Origin of the sequence: Streptomyces sp. NPDC001544 (assembly GCF_042894285.1) — a bacterium.
Lineage (GTDB): Bacteria > Actinomycetota > Actinomycetes > Streptomycetales > Streptomycetaceae > Streptomyces.
This window is the reverse complement of sequence record NZ_JBIAVN010000004.1, coordinates 296563-317857: the sequence shown is the minus strand read 5'-3', so window position 1 is coordinate 317857 and position 21295 is coordinate 296563. Positions and strand designations below refer to the sequence as shown.

Sequence of the window (21295 nt, the reverse complement as noted above, 5' to 3'; positions counted from 1 at the left end):
GCCCCCAGGTATACAGCGAGCCCGGCGCCGTAGACAGACGCCGGGCTCACCGGGAAGTACCGCGACCGGTTACTTGATCTTGTTGCCCGCCGAGCGCAGGTTCTGCGTGGCCTCGACGACGCGCTTGGCCATGCCCGCCTCGGCCAGCTTGCCCCAGGTGCGCGGGTCGTAGGTCTTCTTGGAGCCGACCTCGCCGTCGACCTTCAGGACGCCGTCGTAGTTCTTGAACATGTGGTCGGCGACCGGACGCGTGAAGGCGTACTGGGTGTCCGTGTCCAGGTTCATCTTCACGACGCCGTTCTCCAGCGCGGTGAGGATCTCCTGCTCGGTGGAGCCGGAGCCGCCGTGGAAGACGAAGTCGAACGGCTTGCTGCCGGCCGGCTGACCGTACTTGGCGGCGACGCCGTCGTTCAGCTCCTTCAGCAGGTCGGGGCGGAGCACGACGTTGCCCGGCTTGTACACGCCGTGGACGTTGCCGAAGGACGCGGCCAGCAGGTAGCGGCCCTTCTCACCGAGGCCCAGCGCCTCGGCGGTGCGGATCGCGTCGTCGACCGTGGTGTACAGGGAGTCGTTGATCTCGTGGGAGACGCCGTCCTCCTCGCCGCCGGTCGGGGTGATCTCGACCTCGAGGATGATCTTCGCGCGGCGGGCCTGCTCCAGCAGCTCCTGCGCGATGGCGAGGTTGTCGGCGAGGGTCTCGGCGGAGCCGTCCCACATGTGCGACTGGAACAGCGGGCCCAGACCGGCCTGGACGCGCTTCTCGGAGAGCGCGAGCAGCGGACGTACGTACCCGTCCAGCTTGTCCTTCGGGCAGTGGTCCGTGTGCAGGGCGATGTTGACCGGGTACTTCTCGGCGACGATGTGCGCGAACTCGGCCAGCGCCACCGCGCCGGTGACCATGTCCTTGCTGTACTGGCCGCCCAGGAACTCGGCGCCACCCGTCGAGATCTGGACGATGCCGTCGCTCTCCGCCTCAGCGAAACCGCGCAGGGCCGCGTGCAGGGTCTGGGTCGAGGTCACGTTGATGGCCGGGTAGGCGAACTTGCCTGCCTTCGCCCGGTCGAGCATCTCGTTGTAGACCTCGGGGGTTGCGATGGGCATCTGTCCGCTCCTTGTATGTGCGGGTGGCGTTCTGCGATTACGGCCCTGACCTAGGGGATGACGTCATCGTCGGGGCCATCTTTGCAGACTCGACGGGATGCTTCGGACATCCTGTCCAGCCTGTGGAAAACCGCTCAGTCGAGCCCCAGGTCGTCCTTCGAGTAGGCGAAGAGGTACGGCACCCCCGCCCCCTCCTGGATCTTCTCCGCGGCGCCGGTGGCGCGGTCGACGATGGTCGCCACGGCGACGACCTCCGCGCCCGCCTCGCGCACCGCCTCGACCGCGGTCAGCGGAGAGCCGCCGGTGGTGGAGGTGTCCTCGACGACGAGCACCCGTCGGCCCTTGATGTCCGGGCCCTCGACCCGCCGCTGCAGCCCGTGCGCCTTGGCCGCCTTGCGGACGACGAAGGCGTCGACGCGCTTCCCGCGCGCGGCGGCCGCGTGCAGGATCGACGCGGCGACCGGGTCGGCGCCCATGGTCAGGCCGCCCACCGCGTCGTACTCCAGGTCGGCGGTCAGATCCAGGAGCACCTGCCCGACCAGGGGCGCGGCTTCCCCGTCGAGGGTGATGCGACGCAGGTCGACGTAGTAGTCGGCCTCCAGACCCGACGACAGGGTCACCTTGCCGTGCACCACGGCCTTGTCCTTGATCTGCTGCAGCAGCTCGCCGCGAACGTCCGTCATGTCGGACAGCTTAGATGTGCCGCCAGTTCCAGGTCATCGTGGCCTCCAGCGGCTCCAGAGGTGTGACCAGGCGCGGAAGCGTGTTGAGGCCGTTGGGCGGGCCGGTCTGCGGCTCCACGCACACCGCGGCCTCCTGCTCGTCGTAGACGACGACCCACTCCTCGCGGCTGGTCACCTTCAGCTCCAGCTGCCCGGGCCAGGTGAGCGTGACGTCCACCCCGCCCGGCATTCCGAAGCAGTCGTCCCACGGGCCGGGCCCCGGGTCGACGCGGTTGCCGGTGGGCAGGTGGTCGTCGCCGCGCTCCTCCTGCCAGGCCGGGGCGAAGTCGAGGCGCACGTCCTGACCGCCCACGTTCCGGTTGAACCACGGGTGCCAGCCGAGCTGCGCCGGGAAGGAGGAGTCGTACGTCTCCACGGACATGGTGAGCGTCAGGCTGTCCTCGGTCAGCGTCACCGCCTGGGTGACCCGGCCGGAGAACGGCCACGGCTCGACCAGGTCGTACGTGAGGACCGCCTCGTCGGCGCCCGTGCGGGCGACGCGCCAGGCGCCGTCACGGGCGGTGCCGTGGATGGCGTGCGGCGGCGAGTTGAGCGGCATCTGGTGGACGGTGGCGCCGTCCAGGAAGCGGCCCTCCCGGATCCGGCCGCACCAGGGGACCATCGGGAAGCACCCGAAACGGTCACCCTGCCGGAGCAGTTCCACACCGGCGACCTTCAGCCCGCCGACCCGGCCACCGTGGGCGGGCCGCAGGGTCACTTCCGCGTCGCCGGCCTTCAGAGCGATGTCCTTGTTACTCACGTGACGACCCTACTCGGGTGATCAAGGGGCGGTCCGGTCCTCGGGTGGCCCGGTCAGCGTCTTCTGCGCAGCGCGCGGCCCACGACGATCGCCGACGCCAGGACCAGCGCCGCCGTGGGAGCCGCCCAGCGGAGCGTGGAGTTCACGGCGACGGTCTGCGGCGCCGGCACGGGGGCGTACCGGCCGCGCGGTGGCGCGTGGTCCACCTCCTCCGCGCTGCGGCCGATCATCGTCCGCCGGGCGTGCGCCGCCTCGGCGGGCGGTTCGGCGGGCGGCTCGGCGGGCGGTTCGGCGGGCGCGGGGAAACCGCCCGCGCCGGGGGTCTCGACGCCGGTGTCGGGGGGCGGGGCGGCGGCCTCCGGCACGGGCGCGGATTCCGGCTCCGGCTTCTGCTCGGATTCCGGCTCCGGCTTCTGCTCGGTTTCCGGTTCCGGCTTCTGCTCGGTTTCCTCCCCCAGCGCCTCCAGGGAGCGGCTCAGCAGCCGTAGCGCGGCCGAGGTCACCGCGTCCTCCGGCAGTTCCGCGACGCGGCCCTCCCCCGTGGCGGTTCCGTGGACGGTGACGGTGGTGCCGCCGTCGGTGTCGCGCAGGCGGAGGGTGAGGGCGAGGGTGACCGAGCCGGTGCCGCGGGTCTCGGTGGCGTCGCCCTCGACGACGTACGCCCCGTCCTGGCCGGGCGAGACGCGCAGCGAGCCCCGGTAGGTGATGGAGTGGCTGCCGACGCGTACCTTCAGCCGCCCGGCGACGGGCTCGGCACCGGCGTCCTGCTGGAGCCCGGGAACCGCCCGGGCGACGCGCGCGGGGTCGGCGAGCGCCTCCCTCAGCCGCTCGGCCGGAACCGGAAGGAAGACCTCGTGCTCCATGTCGGCTGAGCCTACCCAGGTGCGGCCGGTGCGTACCCTCCTCGGCCGCACGTCAGTAGCGCGGATGCACCAACGTCGAGGCGGGCAGCCCCCCGACCCGGGTACGGGCCGCCGAGCGGACGGCGGTGGCGAGCTCGGCGCCGGTCAGTGTGCGCGGGGCCGGGGCGCCGGGGTCCAGCCGCAGCGGGGGCGGGGTGGTGCCCGGTGCGGCCAGGAAGAAGCCCCAGTCGTGCGGGGCGTGGAAGGCGCCGGCGGAGCGGTGCGGGCCGACCGCGAGGCCGGGGTCCTGGCCGGGGACACGGTAGGGGCTGGTGGCGAGGCCGGCCGCGCGGAGCGTCGAGGCCACCGTCCAGAAGGCGCGGGTGCTGCCGGAGACCGGGCCGGCGTGCACGGCCAGACGGCCGCCGGGGGCCAGCACCCGGCGGGCCAGGCCGTAGAACTCCAGTGAGTACAGCTTCGTGCTGGGCGTGATGCCGGGGTCGGGCAGGTCCGCGATCACCACGTCGTAGGCCGCCGGGGGCGCCCCGCGCAGCCAGCGGAAGGCGTCGGCCGTGGTGGTGTGGACCCGCCGGTCGTCGTACACATGTCCGTTCAGCCGGGACAGCGCGGGATCGTGGCGGGCGAGGTGGAGCAGACCGGCGTCGAGTTCCACGACGTCGACGCGGCGCACGCCCCGGTGGCGCAGCACCTCGCGGGCCGCCAGCCCGTCCCCGCCGCCGAGGATCAGCACGCGCGCGTGGGGGCCGGTCATCGCCGGGTGGACCAGCGCCTCGTGGTAGCGGCGCTCGTCCCGGCCGCCGACCCGCAGCCGGCCGTCCAGGTAGAGGTCGAGCGGGCGGCCGTGCGTGCCGCCGGTGAGGACGACCTCCTGGACGCCGGTCTGCACGGCGACCCTTACGTCCGGGCCGTACACCGCGTGCCGGGCGGCCCGTTCGAAATCGTCGACGAGCGCGGCGGAGGAGGCCAGGACGGCGAGGACGGCGAGGTTGGCGACCAGCAGCAGCCGGCGGGCCCGGCGGGTCAGGTCGCGGCGGAACAGGCCGAGGACCAGGGCGCCGCCGGCCACCACGTTGACCGTGCCGGTGAGCAGCGCGCCGGTGAGCTGGCCGAGCCGGGGCAGCAGCAGGAAGGGGAAGGCGAGGCCGCCGGCTAGGGCACCGACGTAGTCCGCCGCGAACAGGTCGGCCACCGCGCCGCCCGCGTCCTGGCGGCGGATGCGCTGGATCAGCTCCATCAGCAGCGGGACCTCGGCGCCGATCAGCAGGCCGATCGCCAGGGAGAAGGCGACCAGGAGGCAGCGCGGGCCGTCGGCCCACAGGCCGCCCCAGTCGCCCGTCCAGGCGAACACCGCGTACAGCGCCATCGCGCTGCAGCCGCCGACCAGCGCGAGGGCCGCCTCGATCGCGCCGAACCCGGCGGCGGCGAGCCGGCGCAGCCGCTTCGCGACGAGGGAGCCGATGCCCATCGCGAAGACCATCACGGACAGCACCACGGAGGCCTGGGTGACCGAGTCGCCCATCAAGTAGGAGGCGAGCGCGACCAGTTCGAGTTCGTACACCAGTCCGCAGGCCGCGCAGACGAAGACGCCCGCGAGGACCAGGAGACGTCCGGTCGCCGGCCGGACGGGCAGCCGCGCGGGACCGCCCCAGGACGGCGGTGTGCCGGGCGGGGCGGGCGCGTGCGGTTCGATCACTCTGCGACGTTACGTCACGCGTGCGCTGCGCTTCGTCACCCACACGTGTGTAACTGGGAGTGGTGCGGGGCCCCTTGGTTCCGGTGGTACCGGCCTCGGGCTCTCAGGCTCCCGCACTCTCGCGCTCTCGCGCTTGGCGGTCAGGACGGCTGGACCTCGTCGAAGTGGGCGAGGGCTTCGGCGGGGTCCGGGCTCACGAGGCGTTCCAGACCGTCCGTCGTGATCTTCGCCCACCTGCCGGCCCGCGCCCACATCCGCTCCTCGAAGGCGCGGACCGCCTGGTCCGGATCCTCGGGACCTGTGGCGAGGGATTCGGCGAGTTCGGCGCCTTCCAGCATCGCGAGGTTCGCGCCCGCCCCCAACGGGGGCATCAGGTGGGCGGCGTCGCCCAGCAGCGTCACCCCGGGGACGTGGGTCCAGGTGTGGGACACGGGCAGGGCGTAGCAGGGGCGGTGGACGAAGGCGGTGCCGTGGCGGAGGAGGTCGAGGACGGGAGCGGCCCAGCCGTCGAACAGGGCCAGCAGGCTCGTCCGTACGGCCTCGCCGTCGGCCAGGTCCAGGTTCGCGTGCCAGTCCAGCGGGGCGCGGAACCTGGCGTGCACCTTGACGTGGCCGCCGCTGTTGCGCTGCGCGACGACGGAGCGGTTCACGCCGTACACGGCCACGGAGCCGTCGCCGATCAACCGGGCGAGGTCGGGGTGGCGGGTGTCGACGTCGTCGAGGGAGGTCTCGACCGAGGTGACGCCGGTGTAGTGCGGTGTCACCGGTGAGACGGCCGGGCGGGTCCGGGACCAGGCGCCGTCCGCGCCGACCACGAGGTCGAAGGTCTCCTGCCGCCCGTCCGCGAGGCGGACCAGGACGCCGCCCCGGTCGCCCTTCCCCGGCACCACCTGCGTCACGTCCCGGCCCCACTGGACGTCGAGAGGGCCGAGCAGCAGGTCACGCAGCTGCCCGCGGTCGATCTCGGGATTGGCCCGGTCGTCGGGTCGCGCCGGCCAGTCGCGCAGGACCGTCCCGTCCGGGTCCAGGATGCGCATGGCCTGTCCCTCGGGCCGGGACAGCGCCTGGAACTCCGTCAGCAGGCCCGCCTTGTCGAGCGCCGACTGGCCCATCCCTTGGTGGAGGTCCAGCGTGCCGCCCGGGGGGCGGGCGTCGGGGGCGGGATCGCGTTCGAGGACGGTGACCGGACGGCCGTGGCGGTGCAGCACACGGGCGAAGGTGAGGCCGGCGGGACCGGCTCCGACGACAGCTATACGGCGTCTCATGTCGATACACTGTATTGACTCAGTGCGGTGCTTCGCAGCAGAACGGTGATGACCATGACTGTCTGGGACCGGCCGGAACCGCCGGCTCGCCCCGTGCCGCTCGACCGGGAGCGGATCGTCGCCGCCGCCGTCGCACTGGCCGACGAGGGCGGGCTGGAGGCGGTGTCGTTGCGCAAGGTCGCCGCCCGGCTGAACGCCGGCCCGATGCGGCTGTACGGCTACATCTCCACCAAGGAGGAACTGCTCGACCTCATGGTGGACGAGGTCCAGGCCGAGATCCTCCCCGCGGAGCAGCCCGGTGACTGGCGGGAGGCGCTGCGCGTCCTCTCCCACCGCACCAGGCAGGCCGCTCTGCGCCACCCCTGGCTGGCCGATCTGCTCGGCGGCCGCCCGACCCTGGGCCCGAACGGCCTCGCCGTGACCGAGGCCAAGCTGGCCGCCCTCGACGGCCTCGCCGACGTCGACACCGTCATGCGCGCCGCGGAGACCGTCAGCGCCTACGTCACCGGTGCGATCAGGCGCGAGATCGCGGACCTGCGGGCCGAGCGCGCCACGGGCCTGTCCAAGCGCGACTGGCAGCGCGCGTCCGGCCCGCATGTGACGAGGATGCTGGCCACGGGCCGCTTCCCGGCGTTGGCCAAGGCCGTGCACGACGGCACGGACGTGGACGCCGGGACCTCCTTCTCCACCGGCCTGGACTGGGTCCTCGACGCCGTGGCCGCCAGACTCACCCCGCCGCCGGGGTGACGCTCCATCGAGGGGGCCGACCGGCCGTCAGGGGACGCGCGGAGGCGCGCACGCCGACCTTCGTGCGGGTGGCCACCAGTTGGCCGTCCTGCGGATAGGCGTGCCAGGTACGCCAGTTCACCTGGCCGTCCTGGTGCTGGGCCAGGAGTGCGGTGAAGGCGTGCGGGCTGCCGGGGAACACCCCGGCCAGCCCGTGCGGGTGGTCGGAGACCAGGGCGAGCAACTCCTGGGCGCGGCCCGCGAAGGAGCCGGGCGAGAGGACCTCCACGCGTGCCGAGAACTCGTACTCCCAGTTCCCGACCCGCTTGGCCACCCCCAGCGGAAGCGGGGTGCTGGATCCCGGGAGGCACGCCACCGTCTCCGAGCAGACGCCGCGCTCCTCCTCCAGGATCACCTGGTGGGACGCGCCGAGGAGCCGCAACTGGAGCTTTACGTCGGCCAGTTCCAGATCGAGCGTGGCGAGGGCGGGGAGCGGCTCGCGCCCCAGGGCCCAGGCGAGGTCGGCGGCGCGCGTGTCGGTGTAGGCGGTGTTCAGGGTCGTGAGCATGGATCGGCTCCGCTAGCACGCAAAGATGAGGAGGGAAGAGAAGACGAAGGAGATGAAGGAGACGACAGGGGCGGCGTCGGTGCGGCGCACCTGGTCCGTCACCAGGAGATCGGCCAGGTCAGCCCGGTCGGCCCGGCCTGTCCAGGGCGGTTTAGAGGGAATCACGAACGGTGACGCCGACAAAGCGTTTTTACCCAACTTCGTGGTGTTTCCATCCCTCAGAGGGCTCAACAGCTCAACTGTTCAACCACGGCGTGCGATTCGGGCCCGAGGCGCACGCCCGCGCCCGCACGACGGAGCGCCCGCCGGTTGCCTTTCTCCGGCGGGCGCTCGTGTGCGGCCCTGGGGCGCGGTGGAGCTCAGCTGCCCCGTGTCAGCTGCCTCCGCCGCATCCACCCCCGCCGCCGCATCCGCCCCCGCCGCAGGACGAGCCGCCCCCGCAGGACGACCCGCCGCACGACGAGTGCCCCCCGCAGGAGTGACCGCCGTGGCCCCCGTGACCTCCGTGCCCGCCGTGTCCGCCGTGTCCGCCGGAGGACGAGGAGCACGACGAGGCAGCCCCCGAGCTCCCGGCCACCCACCAGCTGCTGTCCCCGCTGCGGTACGAGGACCGCCCCCTGCGCGTGCCCTTACGTCCCTTGCGCACGGCCGTGACGACCAGGACCGCGACCACCACCAGGATGATGCCGATGACCATGGCGCCACCCTCCTTCCGTTCCCCCGTGACTGTGGTGAACGGGGGATGCCCTGCCGTCTCGCGGGCCAAAGCAGAGTTGAGGAACTCCAGAGCTTCGGCGCAGGATGTCCGGCATGACCTCCAGCACGCGCCCGCTGCTCAACCGCCGGCTCGCCGAGTTCGGGACGACGATCTTCGCCGAGATGTCGGCCCTGGCCGTGCGGACCGGATCGATCAACCTGGGCCAGGGCTTCCCGGACACGGACGGCCCCGAGGAGGTCAGGGAGGCCGCGGTGCGCGCCCTGCGGGACGGGCGCGGCAACCAGTACCCGCCGGGCCCCGGCGTCCCCGAACTGCGTACCGCGATCGCCGCGCACCAGGAGCGCCGCTACGGCCTGACCTTCGACCCCGACACCGAGGTGCTGGTCACGGCCGGTGCCACCGAGGCCATCGCCGCGTCACTGCTGGCACTGCTCGAGCCCGGCGACGAGGTGGTCGCCTTCGAGCCGTACTACGACTCGTACGCGGCGAGCATCGCGATGGCCGGCGGCAGGCGGGTGCCGGTGACGCTGCGGCCACATGGCGCCAGTTTCCGGCTCGACCTCGACGAGCTACGCGCGGCCGTCACCGACCGCACCCGGCTGCTGCTGATCAACACCCCGCACAACCCGACGGGGACGGTGCTCACCCGCGAAGAGCTCACCGCGATCGCCGAGCTGGCGGTGGAGCGCGATCTGCTGGTGGTCACGGACGAGGTGTACGAACACCTGGTGTTCGACGACGCCGAGCACCTGCCGCTGGCCGCTTTCCCCGGGATGCGCGAGCGCACGGTGACGATCGGCTCGGCCGGCAAGACCTTCTCCTTCACCGGGTGGAAGGTCGGCTGGGTGACGGCGGCACCCGGGCTGGTGGCGGCGGTGCGCTCGGCGAAGCAGTTCCTGACGTACGTGGCGTCGGGCCCCTTCCAGTACGCGGTGGCGGAGGCCCTCGCCCTTCCCGACTCCTACTTCGCCGACTTCCGCACGGACATGCTGGCCAAGCGGGACCTGCTGTCGGCGGGTCTGACGGACGCCGGTTTCCGCGTCTTCCGCCCCGCCGGCACCTACTTCGTCACCACCGACATCCGCCCCCTCGGCGAGAAGGACGGCCTCGCCTTCTGCCGGGCCCTGCCGGAGCGAGCGGGCGTCGTCGCCATCCCGAACGTCGTGTTCTACGACCACCGGGAGGCGGGTGCCCCCTTCGTACGGTTCGCTTTCTGCAAGCAGACGCAGGTTCTGGACGAGGCCGTCAAGCGGCTGCGGGCCATGTGACACGTATGAGGGGCGGCCGAGATCGTTGTCCCGAGCGGACAAGCGGAGGGCCAGAAGTGACGAAGGAGCAGGAGACGCCCGCGTGGCGAGATGTCCTGGAGCACTGCGGCCTTCAGGTAGTTGAGAAGGCGACTCAGAGCGGTCCTCCCGTGCTGTCCGCCATCTACGCCGTCACCGGATTCGAGGTCGAACCGGTCGCCACCATCCCCGCCTCGTCCCCCGACGCCGCCGCCGAACTGGACGCGAAGTGGCACTTCCACGCCTCAAGCGTTTCGCTCTACGACGACAACGGAGAATTCCTCATCCTCCCGCCCGTCTCGGGGGGCAGTGAGATCGGCTGGGTGAGGGTCAAGGACACCGTCGGCAGGAACCTGCCCTCACGCGTCGCGAAGGTGACGGGTTCCCCCGAGTTCCTCGCCGTTTCGACCGACGGCCGGCACCTGTGCGCCGCCTCAGTGGAGGAGTACGACCACTGGGTGGTGCTGCACGAGTTCTCGTGAGCAGCCAAGCGGACCGGGGGGTGAGATGCTCGTGGTGGGACTGCTGCGCGGCCCAGTGAAGGTACGGGTTGCCTGACCTCAGGGAACCCGGTGATCTCGATGACGCCGAACTCAGGACCGCCATGAGCGAGGCCTGGGACACCTTTCGTCACTCCGGGACCGACCTCGGTGGCTGAAGGCGGCCCGCCGGCTTGCGCCGATGTACGACCACCGGGAGGCCGGCGCCCCGTTCGTGCGATTCGCGTTCTGCAAGCAGACGGGCGTGCTGGAAGAGGCCATCTCCCGGCTCAGGAGGCTGGCCGCGTGATGCCGTGAAGCCGTACGCCCCTCGGCGCTTCGCCCAGGAGCGCTCAGGTGTCGTAGATGGTGGAACGATGCCCTACGTGGACGACCCACACCACCAGCTCGCCGTTGTCGATCGTGTAGATCACGCGGTAGTCGCCGACCCGCAGACGGCGCCGGTCGGGCTGGGAGACGAGGGCCGTGGTGTTGAACCCCGTCGGGTCGCTCTCCAGCTCAGTCAGCTTGGCCAGGATGCGGAGGGCCATGTCTCGCGGGACCTTGCGCAGTTCGGCCTGAGCCTCGGCCCGGAAGACGGTGCGGTACTCACTCACTGCGTGCCAGCGTCTCCCTCATGATGTCCTCGATCGGGATGCCGGGTGCCGGGTTGGTCATGCGCTCGTCGATGATCCGGTTGATCTCGCGCTCTTCCCACTCCTGGTACTTGCGCAGCACCTCGATGGACACCACGGCGGCGACCTGCTTGCCGCGCCGGGTGATGACGGTAGGGACATCGTCCCGGTCGGCCCGCTCCACGACCTCGGCCAGGTGTGCCCGGACATCGCGGATGGACTCTATGGGCATTGGCTGCGTCATGCGCTCAAGAGTACCGTGTGTCCCATGTGTACACAACGGCTCACGGGGTCCAGCCTGTGGGCCCGCATGTGAATGAGTGCGTGAACGGGGAGTGGGCTGGGTGACGGCGGCGCCCGGGCTGGTGGCGGCGGTGCGCTCCGCGAAGCAGTTCCTGACGTACGTGGCCTCGGGCCCCTTCCAGTACGCGGTGGCGGAGGCCCTCGCCCTTCCCGACTCCTACTTCGCCGACTTCCGCACGGACATGCTGGCCAAGCGGGACCTGCTGTCGGCGGGTCTGGCAGATGCGGGTTTCCGCGTCTTCCGGCCCGCCGGCACCTACAACGCGACCCGTCGCCACAATGGGCAACTTGCGCAGGTGAAACCGTGCCTTGCAGTTTTGCCGCGCTGACCGCCGGCCCGCCCGTCCACCTCTGCGACGGCGGAGCGCCGGAGGCTATTCGGTGTCCTTCGGATGCCGCGGAGAGGCGTACACCAGGATCACAGTCGAGGTGTCCGGGCTGACCAGGTAGCGGACCCTGCCGCCGCTGGTGATCTCGTACTCCCACTGCTCCAGCTCGGAGCCCTTCCATTCCCTGGTGGCGTGTCTGCCTCGAAGCTGGTGCTGGCGGTCCCAGTTGGCCCGCGAGAGTGGGTCTGCGCGAAGGGCTTCCAGGCAGCGATGAGCGTTCGGCAACGCCACCCGGCACAGCTCCTCCCAGCCGGTCGCGGCCTCCGTCGTCCCGTGGATGACATTCCAGCCGCTCAGGGGAGGGACGCTGACCCGATCACCCTTCTTCGGACTCACTCGTGCACCTCGACCGAGCCGAGGTTGACGTCACCAAGCGGACGGAGTGCTTCCCTGAGCTGGTCGGGGTCGGCGTTGATGCGGGCGGTTGCCCGCCACGAGACGATCGCTCGGTGCACGGCCTCCCTGGCGCCCAGCTCAGCGGCGTCGGACAGCGCTTCCAGGAGTTCGACAGTGAACTGCCGGACTTCCTCAGCGTCCAGGTGGCGCACCCACGGGAACACCTCGGGCAGCGCGAGCAGAAGCGACTTGGCACCGTCGTCCTGCTTCATCAGTGCAAGGAACAGCCGGGACGCGGTGGTCAGGTTCTCCTCGGTGCGTTCCGCGTGTATGGCGGTGGTCAGCACCATGTCGGGGGCGTCCCGGTGCGTGACACGCAGGCAGCCCAAGGCGGTGGCCCTGGCAGCCACGGCCTTCGGGTTCCGCGACAGATCGGTGAACGACACGGACTCCGACTCGGATGCCAAGTGCGCGATGCTCATACTCAGACTCTACTCAGACTACGCTCTGATTTCCATGGCCCCCGACGGCGACGGCGGTGCGGTCAGCACCGCCGTCACCGAGAGAGCCCGTGGCGGTCGGCTGGGTGCGCAGGACGACTTCCTGTGCGTACGGGTCCGCGACCAGGAAGATGGGAGGGCCGGGGGGCTGACTCGTCAGCGGGTCTCCCCCTCGGGCTCCGGGCGCGGGAGCTCGTCGAGGCGGCGTTCCAGGTATCCGGCCGCTTCCAGCTCCTTGAGCGCCCGCGAGATCAGGATCTCGCCCTCGTCGAAGTGGTCGCACAGGGCGGTGATGGTCACGGGGGTGCCGTCGGGCAACGAGGCGATGTACGCAGCGACGCCGATCGTGACCGCGCTGCCGCGACGCTGGACCAGGGCGTTGGAGAGCACCGTGAAGTCGGCCGCGAGGCGGGTGCGGACGTGGATCACGCCGGAGGTCGGAGCTCCGGCGTCGGCGCGCAGGCGCGCGCTAGACTGCGGGTCAGCCATCGGGAAGCCTGTTTCTTCCTGATCGGTCAGGCCCTCGATCGGGAAGCCACTCCCGGCCGGGGGCCGTATCTGTTTGCGGTTGTCGCGGCGAACGTAACCGTCCGCATCCCGCGCCTGCAAGCGGGCCACCCGGACGGGTGACGCGGGCCCTCCGGCCGGGGAGGGTGGGTGGGCGGGTAGTTCTTTCCCCCGGTTCTTTCAGGAGGTCAGCGGCCCGCCGGGCCCTCGCGGGCAAGGGCCCGGTGGGCCGGAGAGACGGGCGGCTGCCGGGGCGCGGCTGCCTCAGGGACGGTGCCGCCCGGCCTTCAACTCGCTTATGAAGACGGTGAGCCCGGCCCCGGACACGCGGCCGTACTGGCCGGTGCCCTGGCCGGGCTCTGTCACGCGTGGGACGGCGTGGGACGGCGTGGGACGGGAGGACTACTCCTCGTCGTCGCCCTCGTCCTCGGACGCGTCCGCCTCGTTGACCTCCTGCTCGAGGCCGAGCTGCTCGACCAGCCACTTGTCGAACTCGATCGCGGCCCGCACCCAGCTGACCGTGGAGGAGACGAAGTGGTTGAGGTCGACGCCGGTGCCGATCAGCATCTGCGCCTCGCCGATGAGGCGGACGGTGCCGTCGTCGTGGGTGTGGCTGTACACCTTGGGCCACAGGGTGCGCCGGTTCCAGTCGTCGATGGACTCCAGCAGCTGCGGCTTCTCGTCGATCTTGTGGGGGCGGTCGTAGAAGGTCCGTACCGAGAAGACGGCCTGGTCGTCCTCTCCGCGGAACATGAAGTACGTACGGAACTGCTCCCACGGCGCCGCGAGGTCACCCTCGTCGTCGACGACGTACTTGAGCTCCATCTGGTCGAGGAGCTGCTTCACGAGGTCCTGATCCGGGACGACGGGGCCCGCCGGTCCTTGCGGCTGCGGCTCGGGCTGGCCCCCGAAGTTCGGAATCGAGGACGGGTCGATGGTCACCGTGAATTTCCCTTCGTACGGATTCCGCCATCCTCCCTCATCCGGGGAGGGGGGTGGCAAGCCCCGACGGGGCCTGTCAGCCGTCGGCTGATTCGATTCGGTCACCCTTGTCTGACGGCCTCATGACGAACCTACGGCAGGCTCGCGGCGGGCGCATGAGAAGAGAAGTTCGGGGGCGGGTGGGGGTGATGTGGCTGGGGGGGCCTGGTGGTGTCGGCGGCCGGCCGGTGCGGCGTCCCGCCCGGCCGGTGAGGTGCACCGGCCGGGCGGGACGCCGTCCTGTCAGGGCGGGTCAGAGCGTCTTGCCGGTCACCGGGCCCACGATCAGCCCGTCGCCGAAGGCGTCCACGCGGACCGTGTCGCCGTCCTTGATCTCCCCGGACAGGATCTCCTTGGCGAGGCGGTCGCCGATGGAGGTCTGGACGAGGCGGCGCAGCGGACGGGCGCCGTACGCCGGGTCGTTGCCCTCGTCGGCGAGCCAGGCCAGGGCCTCGTCGGTGATCTCCAGGGTGAGGCGCCGCTCGGCGAGCCGCTTCGCGAGCCGGTCGATCTGCAGCCGGGCGATGCGGGCCAGCTCCTCCTTGCTGAGCGCGGAGAAGACCACCAGGTCGTCCAGCCGGTTGAGGAACTCCGGCTTGAAGGAGCTGCGTACCGTCAACAGCACCTGCTCCTTCTTCTCCGCCTCGCTGAGCACCGGGTCGACCAGGTACTGGCTGCCCAGGTTGGAGGTGAGGACGAGGATGGTGTTGCGGAAGTCGACCGTGCGGCCCTGACCGTCGGTCAGGCGGCCGTCGTCCAGCACCTGCAGGAGGATGTCGAAGACCTCGGGGTGGGCCTTCTCGACCTCGTCGAGCAGGATCACGCTGTACGGGCGGCGGCGCACCGCCTCCGTGAGCTGGCCACCCTCCTCGTAGCCGACGTACCCGGGAGGAGCGCCGACGAGCCGGGCCACGCTGTGCTTCTCGCTGTACTCCGACATGTCGATGCGGACCATGGCCCGCTCGTCGTCGAAGAGGAACTCCGCGAGCGCCTTGGCCAGTTCGGTCTTGCCGACACCGGTGGGGCCGAGGAAGAGGAAGGATCCGGTGGGCCGGTCGGGGTCGGCGATCCCGGCGCGGCTGCGGCGCACCGCGTCGGAGACGGCGCGTACGGCCTCGGACTGCCCGATGAGCCGCTTGCCGATCTCGTCCTCCATGCGCAGCAGCTTCTGCGTCTCGCCCTCCAGCAGCCGCCCGGCGGGGATGCCGGTCCAGGAGGCCACGACGTCGGCGATGTCGTCGGAGCCGACCTCGTCCTTGACCATCGTGTCCTGGGCGGCCTCCTCCTCGGCCTCGGAGGCGGCTTCCAGCTCCTTCTCCAGGGTCGGGATCTCTCCGTAGAGCAGCTTGGAGGCGGTGTCGAAGTCGCCGTCGCGCTGGGCCCGTTCGGCCTGTCCGCGCAGGTCGTCGAGGCGTTCCTTCAGCTCGCCGACCCGGTTGAGGGACGTCTTCTCCTTCTCCCAGCGGGCGGTCAGACCACGCAGCTCCTCCTCCTTGTCGGCGAGGTCGCGGCGCAGCTTCTCCAGGCGCTCACGGGAGGCCGGGTCGGTCTCCTTCTCCAGCGCCAGCTCCTCCATCTTCAGCCGGTCGACGGCGCGCTGGAGTTCGTCGATCTCGACCGGGGACGAGTCGATCTCCATCCGCAGGCGCGAGGCGGCCTCGTCGACGAGGTCGATGGCCTTGTCGGGCAGGAAGCGGGAGGTGATGTAGCGATCGGAGAGGGTGGCCGCGGCGACCAGGGCGCTGTCCGCGATCTGCACCTTGTGGTGGGCCTCGTAGCGGCCCTTGAGGCCGCGCAGGATGGCGATGGTGTCCTCGACGGTCGGTTCGGCGACCAGCACCTGCTGGAAGCGCCGCTCCAGCGCCGGGTCCTTCTCGATCCGCTCCCGGTACTCGTCCAGCGTGGTGGCGCCGACCATGCGCAGCTCACCGCGGGCGAGCATCGGCTTGAGCATGTTGCCCGCGTCCATGGCGGAGTCGCCGCCGGCGCCCGCGCCCACGACGGTGTGCAGCTCGTCGATGAAGGTGATGATCTGGCCGTCGGAGTCCTTGATCTCGGCCAGGACGGTCTTCAGCCGCTCCTCGAACTCACCGCGGTACTTGGCGCCCGCGACCATCGCGCCGAGGTCGAGCGCGACGAGCCGCTTGTCCTTGAGGGACTCGGGCACGTCGCCCTTCACGATCCGCTGGGCGAGTCCCTCGACGACGGCGGTCTTGCCGACGCCAGGCTCACCGATCAGCACGGGGTTGTTCTTGGTGCGGCGGGACAGCACCTGTACGACCCGGCGGATCTCCTGGTCCCGCCCGATGACCGGGTCGAGCTTGCCGTCGCGCGCGGCGGCGGTGAAATCGGTGCCGAACTTCTCCAGGGCCTTGTACTGGCCCTCCGGGTCCGCGGTGGTCACGCGGCGCCCTCCCCTCGCCTTCTGAAAGGCCTCCAGCAGCTTCTTGGCGGTCGCCCCCTGCCCCGACAGCACCTCTCCGGCCGCGCCGCCCTTCGCGGCGATGCCGATGAGCAGGTGCTCGGTGGAGAGGTACTCGTCGCCGAGGTCCTTGGCGCGCTCGGTCGCGTCGGCGATCACGGCGAGCAGTTCACGATTGGGCTGCGGGGGCGCGACGGTGGACCCGGTCACGCTGGGCAGCCCGGCGAGCACCCGCTCCGCGCCGGAGCGCACGGCCGCCTGGTCGGCGTCGACGGCGGCGAGCAGATCGGTGATGTTCTCGTTGTCCTGCCCCTGGAGCAGCGCCAGCAGCAGATGGGCAGGCGTGAGGTCCGGGTGCCCCTCGGTCACGGCCCGGTTGCCGGCCGCGTTGATCGCTTCCCGGCTCCTGTTGGTCAGCTCGGCGTCCACGTGTCCGTTCTCCTCCTCGGCGTCGGCTCGTCGGCCGTACATCCCACTGCTGACTTAACCAACGTACACAAAGTTGAGTCTATTCCACTCAAGGCGGCTCCGGGCGGCTCCGGTGGAGGCGCGGGGGCGGTTCTGGTTGGCTTCCGTTCCATGAGTACGTACTCCGTGGATCCGGGTGCCCCGGACGAGCCCTATCTGAGCTTCTGGCGGGAGCGGCACCTGTGCACGCTGACGACCCTCCGCCCCGACGGGAGCCCGCATGTCGTGCCCGTCGGAGTGACCTACGACGCCGGGGCGCGGCTGGCCCGGGTGATCACGAACAAGGCGAGTGCGAAGGCGGCCCATGTGCTGGCCGCGGGGCCGGAGGGCGCCCGGGTCGCCGTGTGTCAGGTGGACGGGCGCCGGTGGGCGACGCTGGAGGGGCGGGCGTACGTCCGCGGTGAACGGGAGCGGGTGGCGGAGGCGGAACGGCGCTATGCGGAGCGCTACGAGCGGGTCCCGTCGCCCAATCCGTCACGCGTTGTGATCGAGATAGAGGTGGAGCGGGCCCTCGGACGGGGTTGAGCGCGTTTCAGCCACCCTGACGAGCCGAGCAAAGAGGCCCATACGGGGAAATGTCCGCCGAAACGACAGCGGCGTCACCGTGTTCAGGTCACGGTGACGCCGCTGCGGGGGGAAGTACCTGAGCGATCTTTTACGACGGGGGAATCGCGTCAGGCACTGCGGGGGGTGGCCGAGATGGTCCTCACATCCGAGACTCCCGGGTCTGCCATCCGGTGGTCTCGCTGGTCCAGGTTCACAAAGATCATTCCGTAGCGGATGGCGCATCGCACGGGCTGGGGCGCCCCGCGGGGCTTCCGCAGGCACCGGTACGCCCGCACGTCCTCGTCCTCGTCCCGCGTGACGACGACCGGCTCTCCGAAGACGGTCACCATCAGCGAGTCGCCGCTGTGGGGGATGGCGGTGACCAGGTCGATGAAGTGCCAGCCGGAGCGATAGGCGGTGGCCATCTCGCGGCGGAAGGAGCGGTCGTCGGGCGGAGTCGTCACGTCAGCTCCCGGCTCCGCCTGCCGCCGAACCGGTGTTCACGGCCACCAGGGGCCACTCGGTGACCGCCCGGACCTGGGTCTTCCCGGCCGACGGCCACTCAGTGACCGCCTGGAGCTGGGACTTACCGGCCGACGGCCACTCAGTCACCGCCTGCACACCGCTCTTCGCGCCGGAGACGCCGCTCAACACCCCCAGGGCCGCGACGGCGGACAAGCCGGCGACGAACACCGAGCGAAGCAGTCTGTTACGCATAGTCGGCTTCATCCTCACTTGAAGGTCCCCTTTTCCCCCGTCACGTACGACGATGGCTCATTCGGGCACGTGGTGGCCACAGAATCAGTGCATCATGTTCCTGCATGTTCAGGATATTGGGGGGTGGAGATTTAGTGGCGAATCGGCCAAAAGCGGCACATCCCCATGCGATGACGCAGCTCTGTGAAGAAGGCAGCCGCCTCTACACCAGCGCTCTCAGTACGGGACGCATCGCCCGCTCGGACACGGACTCCGCCCCGTGCCTGATCGAATTCGCCCTGCTCCACCCCGATCCCGACGACCCCGACTGGCTGCGCCCGGTACCCCCGGCGGTCGCCCTCGCCCAGCGACTCAACCCCATCGAACGGGAGATAGCCGAGCACAGGCGCCTGTCCGTCCAACTCGCCGAGGCCTTCGAGCCGTTCATGGCGCTCAGCACGGTGGCGACGACGACCAGCGACTCCATCACGGTGCTGGAGGGCAGCGAACGCATCAACGGGGCGCTCAACCTCGCCACCTCCCAGTGCCAGACCGAACTCGTCACGGTACAGCCGTCCGACCGCATCTCGGAGACCAGTCTGCTGCAGGGACTGGAGCGCGACCGCCCTCTTATCGAACGTGGTGTGAAGATCCGCAGCCTGTACCAGCACACGGCGCGGTACAACCCGGAGAAACTGGCCTACGCCGCCCAGTTGTCGGACGGCAAGATCGAGTACCGCACCATCGACGAACTGGTCGACCGCCTGATCATCGTCGACGGCACGGTCGCCTTCATCCCGGTCCGCGAGGACCACAAGATCGCCCTGGAACTGCGTCATCCCGGCCTGGTCCGCTACCTCATGAAGGTCTTCGAGTACCTGTGGGACCGGGCCGTCCCGATGAGCGCCGGCGGGCCGTACGAAGCCGACGCCGAGGGCATCACCGAGATCCAGCACTCCATCGCCAAGCTCCTGGTGGAGGGTCATGTCGACGAGGCCATAGCCCGTCGGCTGGGCATGAACGTACGGACCTGCCGGGCCCATATCGCCAAGCTGGCGCAGGCGCTCGGCAGCGGCAGCCGTGCCCAGCTCGGCTATCTCATCGCCCAGTCCGGGATCCTGGACCAGTCGATTCCCGGGGAGGGCGTCCCGCGGTGACGGACTCGGGCACCGAGCACTCCGAGCACAGTGCCGAGGAGCTGTGCCCGGCGGGGGCGAAACTCTACGAACAGGCCCTGCGCGAGGGGCACATATCCGCCCAGGACGCCGTCGGCGCCCCCTGCCTCACCGACTTCGGCCTGCTCCACCCGACCGTCGACGACCTCGACCGGCTGGAGCCCGTGGCCCCCGCCGTCGCCCTGAATCGGCTGCTGCGCGGCATCCAGGCCCGGGTCGACGAGGAACGGCGGCGCGAGAACCGACTGGTCGAGCAGTTCGAGTCCCTCCTGCGGATGGACGGCCGGCACTCGGCGGCGGACGCCCCGACCCTGCGGCTCCTGCACGGCTCCCGGCGGATCAACGAGGCCCTCACCGAGTCCATGGCCGATGCCGAGCACGAAGTCCTGTGCATCCAGCCGCACACCGGTATGACCGGCGAGCGCGGCGACATCGCCCACACCCTCGCCTACGAACGCGACCAGGCGTTCCTCGACCGCGGCGGCCGCAACCGCGCCCTCTACCAGCACAGCATGCGTCACCTGCCGGGCGTCTCGGCCTATGTCGAGCAGCTGCAGGGCGACACCGAGGGCCGCAGCCTCGACGAACTGACCGACCGTCTCGTCGTCATGGACCGCAAGGTCGCCTTCATCCCCGCCAACGACGACGGCAGCCTCGCCCTGGAGGTACGCCACCCGGCGCTCATCAAGTTCTTCGTCACGACCTTCGAAGTCCTCTGGCAGCTGGCCACACCGATGTTCCCCAAGGCCGAGCGCCGCCCGTCGCGCAACGGTGTCACACCCCGTCAGCGGGCCATCGCAGCCCTCCTCGTGGAGGGCCACACCGACGCCGTCATCGCCGACCGCCTCGGCATGAACGTCCGCACCGCCCGCGTCCACATCGCCAAGCTCGCCGCCACCCTGGGCAGCGAGAGCCGGGCCCAGCTCGGCTATCTCATCGCACGGTCGGGGATCCTCGACCCGGAAGCCTGACCACGGCCGACTCCGCGGTGCGCGGCGGCCCGTCGAGCCCCACCTGGGCGATGCGCACCCCCAGCTGGGTACGGCTGGCCGCCCCCAGCGTCTCCGACAGCCGGGCGATGTGGGCCCGGCAGGTGCGGACGCTGATGCCGAGCCGCTCGGCGATCACCGCGTCCTGGTGGCCCTCCGCCAGCAGGGCCGCGATGGACTGCTCGCGGTGGGAGATGCCCTCGATGCCGGTGTCGGGCAGCGGCGCGGTCAGCGGGATCGCCAGCCGCCACAGCCTTTCGAAAACCGTCACCAGGTATTCGACCAGCGCGGGGTGACGCAGTTCCAGCGCCATCGTGCGGTCGGCGTTGGCGGGGATGAAGGCCACCGTGCGGTCGAAGAGGATCAGCCGGTCGATGACCTCGTCCAGGGTGCGGGCCTCCACCGTGTCACCCATCAGCTCCAGGTAGTTCAGCAGCCCCTGCCCGTGCCGGGCCACGTGCGTGTACAGGTCGCGCATGCGCACGCCCCGGCCGCGCAGCGCCAGCGCCCGGTGCAGGCCCTCGGTGAGCTCGTCCTCGCGCCGGATGCCGCCGGGCTGCACGGTCAGCACCTCGGTGGTGCAGGCCTCGGTCGCCTCGTCCATCGCGGCCTGGATCCGGGACAGCCCGTCCAGGACGCGGATGGCGGTGCCCTCCGCCGAGGCGGACGCGGCGGGCTGCGACTGCCGTCCCAGACCGGCGTACCGCTCGAACGCGGACACCGCCGAACCCACCCGTCGCTGGCTCTCCCTGACCTCGTCGTACACCCCGCGCAGCAGCCGGGTCATGACCTCCTGCGGGGAGGTCGGCACCAGCCAGTCCATGTCGTCGGGGTCCGGGTGCAGCAGCGCCAGCTCCAGCAGGCAGGGCACCGGTTCGGCGTCCGTGCGTGCCACACGGCCCCGCCGTACGGCCCGTGCGTACACGCGATCCCCGGCCTCGCACAATCGGTCGGCACCGTGGGGATGCTCCTCCGTCCCGTGCCCGGCCATCGCCCGTTCCACCCCCGGTTTGCGGCCTCTTCCGCAGCGCAACTATGCGCGGCCCCGACCGGGTCCGCAACACGGCTCTCCGCGCCACGGCCAACCCAAACCACCGGTATGACCCGCTTTCCTCCGGCCTCCCTCCGTCGCATTGCAACAAGCTGATGGTGGCGTCCCACCGACCA

Annotated in this window: 22 protein-coding genes and 3 pseudogenes; 8 read left to right on the top strand and 17 right to left on the bottom strand. The window is 70.9% G+C overall.

Translation table 11 applies throughout. From position 1 onward, the window contains the following. Positions 1 to 69: 69 nt before the first annotated feature. From fbaA to ACFY0F_RS14275, 6 genes are all read right to left on the bottom strand, one after another. Positions 70 to 1101 (bottom strand): class II fructose-bisphosphate aldolase, encoded by a 1032-nt coding sequence (gene fbaA, locus ACFY0F_RS14300; protein WP_388792944.1) that lies wholly within the window; start codon positions 1099 to 1101, stop codon positions 70 to 72. 134 nt (positions 1102 to 1235) lie between these two features. Next, positions 1236 to 1784: an orotate phosphoribosyltransferase gene (gene pyrE, locus ACFY0F_RS14295; RefSeq protein WP_388792943.1), complete on the bottom strand. Its 549-nt coding sequence runs from the start codon at positions 1782 to 1784 to the stop codon at positions 1236 to 1238. 10 nt (positions 1785 to 1794) lie between these two features. Continuing rightward, positions 1795 to 2583: an aldose 1-epimerase gene (locus ACFY0F_RS14290; protein WP_388792941.1), complete on the bottom strand. Its 789-nt coding sequence runs from the start codon at positions 2581 to 2583 to the stop codon at positions 1795 to 1797. A 53-nt stretch (positions 2584 to 2636) separates the two neighbouring features. Further along, complete coding sequence (locus tag ACFY0F_RS14285; protein ID WP_388792939.1) at positions 2637 to 3446, bottom strand: SRPBCC family protein; 810 nt, start codon at positions 3444 to 3446, stop codon at positions 2637 to 2639. A gap of 52 nt (positions 3447 to 3498) precedes the next feature. Beyond that, positions 3499 to 5139: a polyamine aminopropyltransferase gene (locus tag ACFY0F_RS14280; RefSeq protein WP_388792937.1), complete on the bottom strand. Its 1641-nt coding sequence runs from the start codon at positions 5137 to 5139 to the stop codon at positions 3499 to 3501. 140 nt (positions 5140 to 5279) lie between these two features. Then, positions 5280 to 6404, bottom strand: coding sequence for an FAD-dependent oxidoreductase (locus tag ACFY0F_RS14275; protein WP_388792935.1), 1125 nt, complete (start codon positions 6402 to 6404; stop codon positions 5280 to 5282). A 54-nt stretch (positions 6405 to 6458) separates the two neighbouring features. On the opposite strand from ACFY0F_RS14275, the gene ACFY0F_RS14270 reads away from it, so the two are divergent. Beyond that, positions 6459 to 7151: a TetR/AcrR family transcriptional regulator C-terminal domain-containing protein gene (locus tag ACFY0F_RS14270; protein WP_388792933.1), complete on the top strand. Its 693-nt coding sequence runs from the start codon at positions 6459 to 6461 to the stop codon at positions 7149 to 7151. On the opposite strand, the gene ACFY0F_RS14265 is transcribed toward ACFY0F_RS14270, so the two are convergent. Further along, positions 7132 to 7698, bottom strand: a complete 567-nt coding sequence (locus tag ACFY0F_RS14265) for a DUF2617 family protein (RefSeq protein WP_388792932.1) — start codon at positions 7696 to 7698, stop codon at positions 7132 to 7134. The genes ACFY0F_RS14270 and ACFY0F_RS14265 overlap by 20 nt on opposite strands. Positions 7699 to 8499: 801 nt before the next feature. On the opposite strand from ACFY0F_RS14265, the gene ACFY0F_RS14260 reads away from it, so the two are divergent. The 3 genes and pseudogenes from ACFY0F_RS14260 to ACFY0F_RS14250 all read left to right on the top strand — a co-directional run. After that, a complete protein-coding gene (locus ACFY0F_RS14260; protein ID WP_388792930.1) occupies positions 8500 to 9684 on the top strand; it encodes a pyridoxal phosphate-dependent aminotransferase in 1185 nt (394 codons plus the stop codon). 149 nt (positions 9685 to 9833) lie between these two features. Further along, complete coding sequence (locus ACFY0F_RS14255; protein WP_388792928.1) at positions 9834 to 10184, top strand: hypothetical protein; 351 nt, start codon at positions 9834 to 9836, stop codon at positions 10182 to 10184. 193 nt (positions 10185 to 10377) lie between these two features. Beyond that, positions 10378 to 10491: pseudogene (locus ACFY0F_RS14250) on the top strand (aminotransferase); the annotation flags it as partial. A gap of 43 nt (positions 10492 to 10534) precedes the next feature. Here ACFY0F_RS14250 and ACFY0F_RS14245 read toward each other — a convergent pair. Together ACFY0F_RS14245 and ACFY0F_RS14240 are read right to left on the bottom strand one after the other, a co-directional pair. Further along, positions 10535 to 10798: a type II toxin-antitoxin system RelE/ParE family toxin gene (locus tag ACFY0F_RS14245; RefSeq protein ID WP_388792927.1), complete on the bottom strand. Its 264-nt coding sequence runs from the start codon at positions 10796 to 10798 to the stop codon at positions 10535 to 10537. Next, the gene (locus ACFY0F_RS14240; protein WP_005483715.1) at positions 10791 to 11060 is read right to left on the bottom strand and encodes a type II toxin-antitoxin system Phd/YefM family antitoxin; all 270 of its coding nucleotides are present in this window, start codon (positions 11058 to 11060) and stop codon (positions 10791 to 10793) included. Before ACFY0F_RS14240 ends, ACFY0F_RS14245 begins: the two co-directional genes overlap by 8 nt. 91 nt (positions 11061 to 11151) lie before the next feature. Here ACFY0F_RS14240 and ACFY0F_RS14235 point away from each other — a divergent pair. Next, positions 11152 to 11448 (top strand): annotated as a pseudogene (locus ACFY0F_RS14235) (aminotransferase class I/II-fold pyridoxal phosphate-dependent enzyme); the annotation flags it as partial. Between the two features lie 45 nt (positions 11449 to 11493). Here the strand turns inward: ACFY0F_RS14235 and ACFY0F_RS14230 are convergent. The 5 genes and pseudogenes from ACFY0F_RS14230 to clpB all read right to left on the bottom strand — a co-directional run bounded on the left by ACFY0F_RS14230 (position 11494) and on the right by clpB (position 16683). Further along, entirely contained in the window at positions 11494 to 11844 is a 351-nt protein-coding gene (locus ACFY0F_RS14230) for a hypothetical protein (protein WP_388792924.1), read from the bottom strand. Then, complete coding sequence (locus ACFY0F_RS14225) at positions 11841 to 12326, bottom strand: prevent-host-death family protein (RefSeq protein ID WP_388792922.1); 486 nt, start codon at positions 12324 to 12326, stop codon at positions 11841 to 11843. Before ACFY0F_RS14225 ends, ACFY0F_RS14230 begins: the two co-directional genes overlap by 4 nt. Before the next feature lie 204 nt (positions 12327 to 12530). Then, a pseudogene (locus tag ACFY0F_RS14220) lies at positions 12531 to 12833 on the bottom strand (hypothetical protein); the annotation flags it as partial. A gap of 420 nt (positions 12834 to 13253) precedes the next feature. Next, positions 13254 to 13793: a YbjN domain-containing protein gene (locus ACFY0F_RS14215; protein WP_388792920.1), complete on the bottom strand. Its 540-nt coding sequence runs from the start codon at positions 13791 to 13793 to the stop codon at positions 13254 to 13256. 292 nt (positions 13794 to 14085) lie between these two features. After that, complete coding sequence (gene clpB, locus ACFY0F_RS14210) at positions 14086 to 16683, bottom strand: ATP-dependent chaperone ClpB (protein ID WP_388793222.1); 2598 nt, start codon at positions 16681 to 16683, stop codon at positions 14086 to 14088. 150 nt (positions 16684 to 16833) lie between these two features. On the opposite strand from clpB, the gene ACFY0F_RS14205 reads away from it, so the two are divergent. After that, entirely contained in the window at positions 16834 to 17247 is a 414-nt protein-coding gene (locus tag ACFY0F_RS14205; protein ID WP_388792918.1) for a pyridoxamine 5'-phosphate oxidase family protein, read from the top strand. A 149-nt stretch (positions 17248 to 17396) separates the two neighbouring features. Here the strand turns inward: ACFY0F_RS14205 and ACFY0F_RS14200 are convergent, their stop codons facing one another. Together ACFY0F_RS14200 and ACFY0F_RS14195 are read right to left on the bottom strand one after the other, a co-directional pair. Then, on the bottom strand, positions 17397 to 17732 hold the full coding sequence (locus ACFY0F_RS14200; protein WP_388792916.1) for a hypothetical protein: 336 nt from the start codon (positions 17730 to 17732) through the stop codon (positions 17397 to 17399). A gap of 1 nt (position 17733) precedes the next feature. Then, a complete protein-coding gene (locus tag ACFY0F_RS14195; protein WP_388792915.1) occupies positions 17734 to 17985 on the bottom strand; it encodes a hypothetical protein in 252 nt (83 codons plus the stop codon). Positions 17986 to 18155: 170 nt separating this feature from the next. Between ACFY0F_RS14195 and ACFY0F_RS14190 the strand changes: the two genes are divergently transcribed. Together ACFY0F_RS14190 and ACFY0F_RS14185 are read left to right on the top strand one after the other, a co-directional pair. Further along, a complete protein-coding gene (locus ACFY0F_RS14190; protein WP_388792913.1) occupies positions 18156 to 19121 on the top strand; it encodes a helix-turn-helix transcriptional regulator in 966 nt (321 codons plus the stop codon). After that, positions 19118 to 20110, top strand: a complete 993-nt coding sequence (locus ACFY0F_RS14185) for a helix-turn-helix transcriptional regulator (RefSeq protein ID WP_388792911.1) — start codon at positions 19118 to 19120, stop codon at positions 20108 to 20110. Before ACFY0F_RS14190 ends, ACFY0F_RS14185 begins: the two co-directional genes overlap by 4 nt. On the opposite strand, the gene ACFY0F_RS14180 is transcribed toward ACFY0F_RS14185, so the two are convergent. Then, on the bottom strand, positions 20073 to 21119 hold the full coding sequence (locus ACFY0F_RS14180; RefSeq protein WP_388792909.1) for a LuxR C-terminal-related transcriptional regulator: 1047 nt from the start codon (positions 21117 to 21119) through the stop codon (positions 20073 to 20075). The two genes, ACFY0F_RS14185 and ACFY0F_RS14180, sit on opposite strands and share 38 nt — an antisense overlap. Positions 21120 to 21295 lie beyond the last annotated feature (176 nt).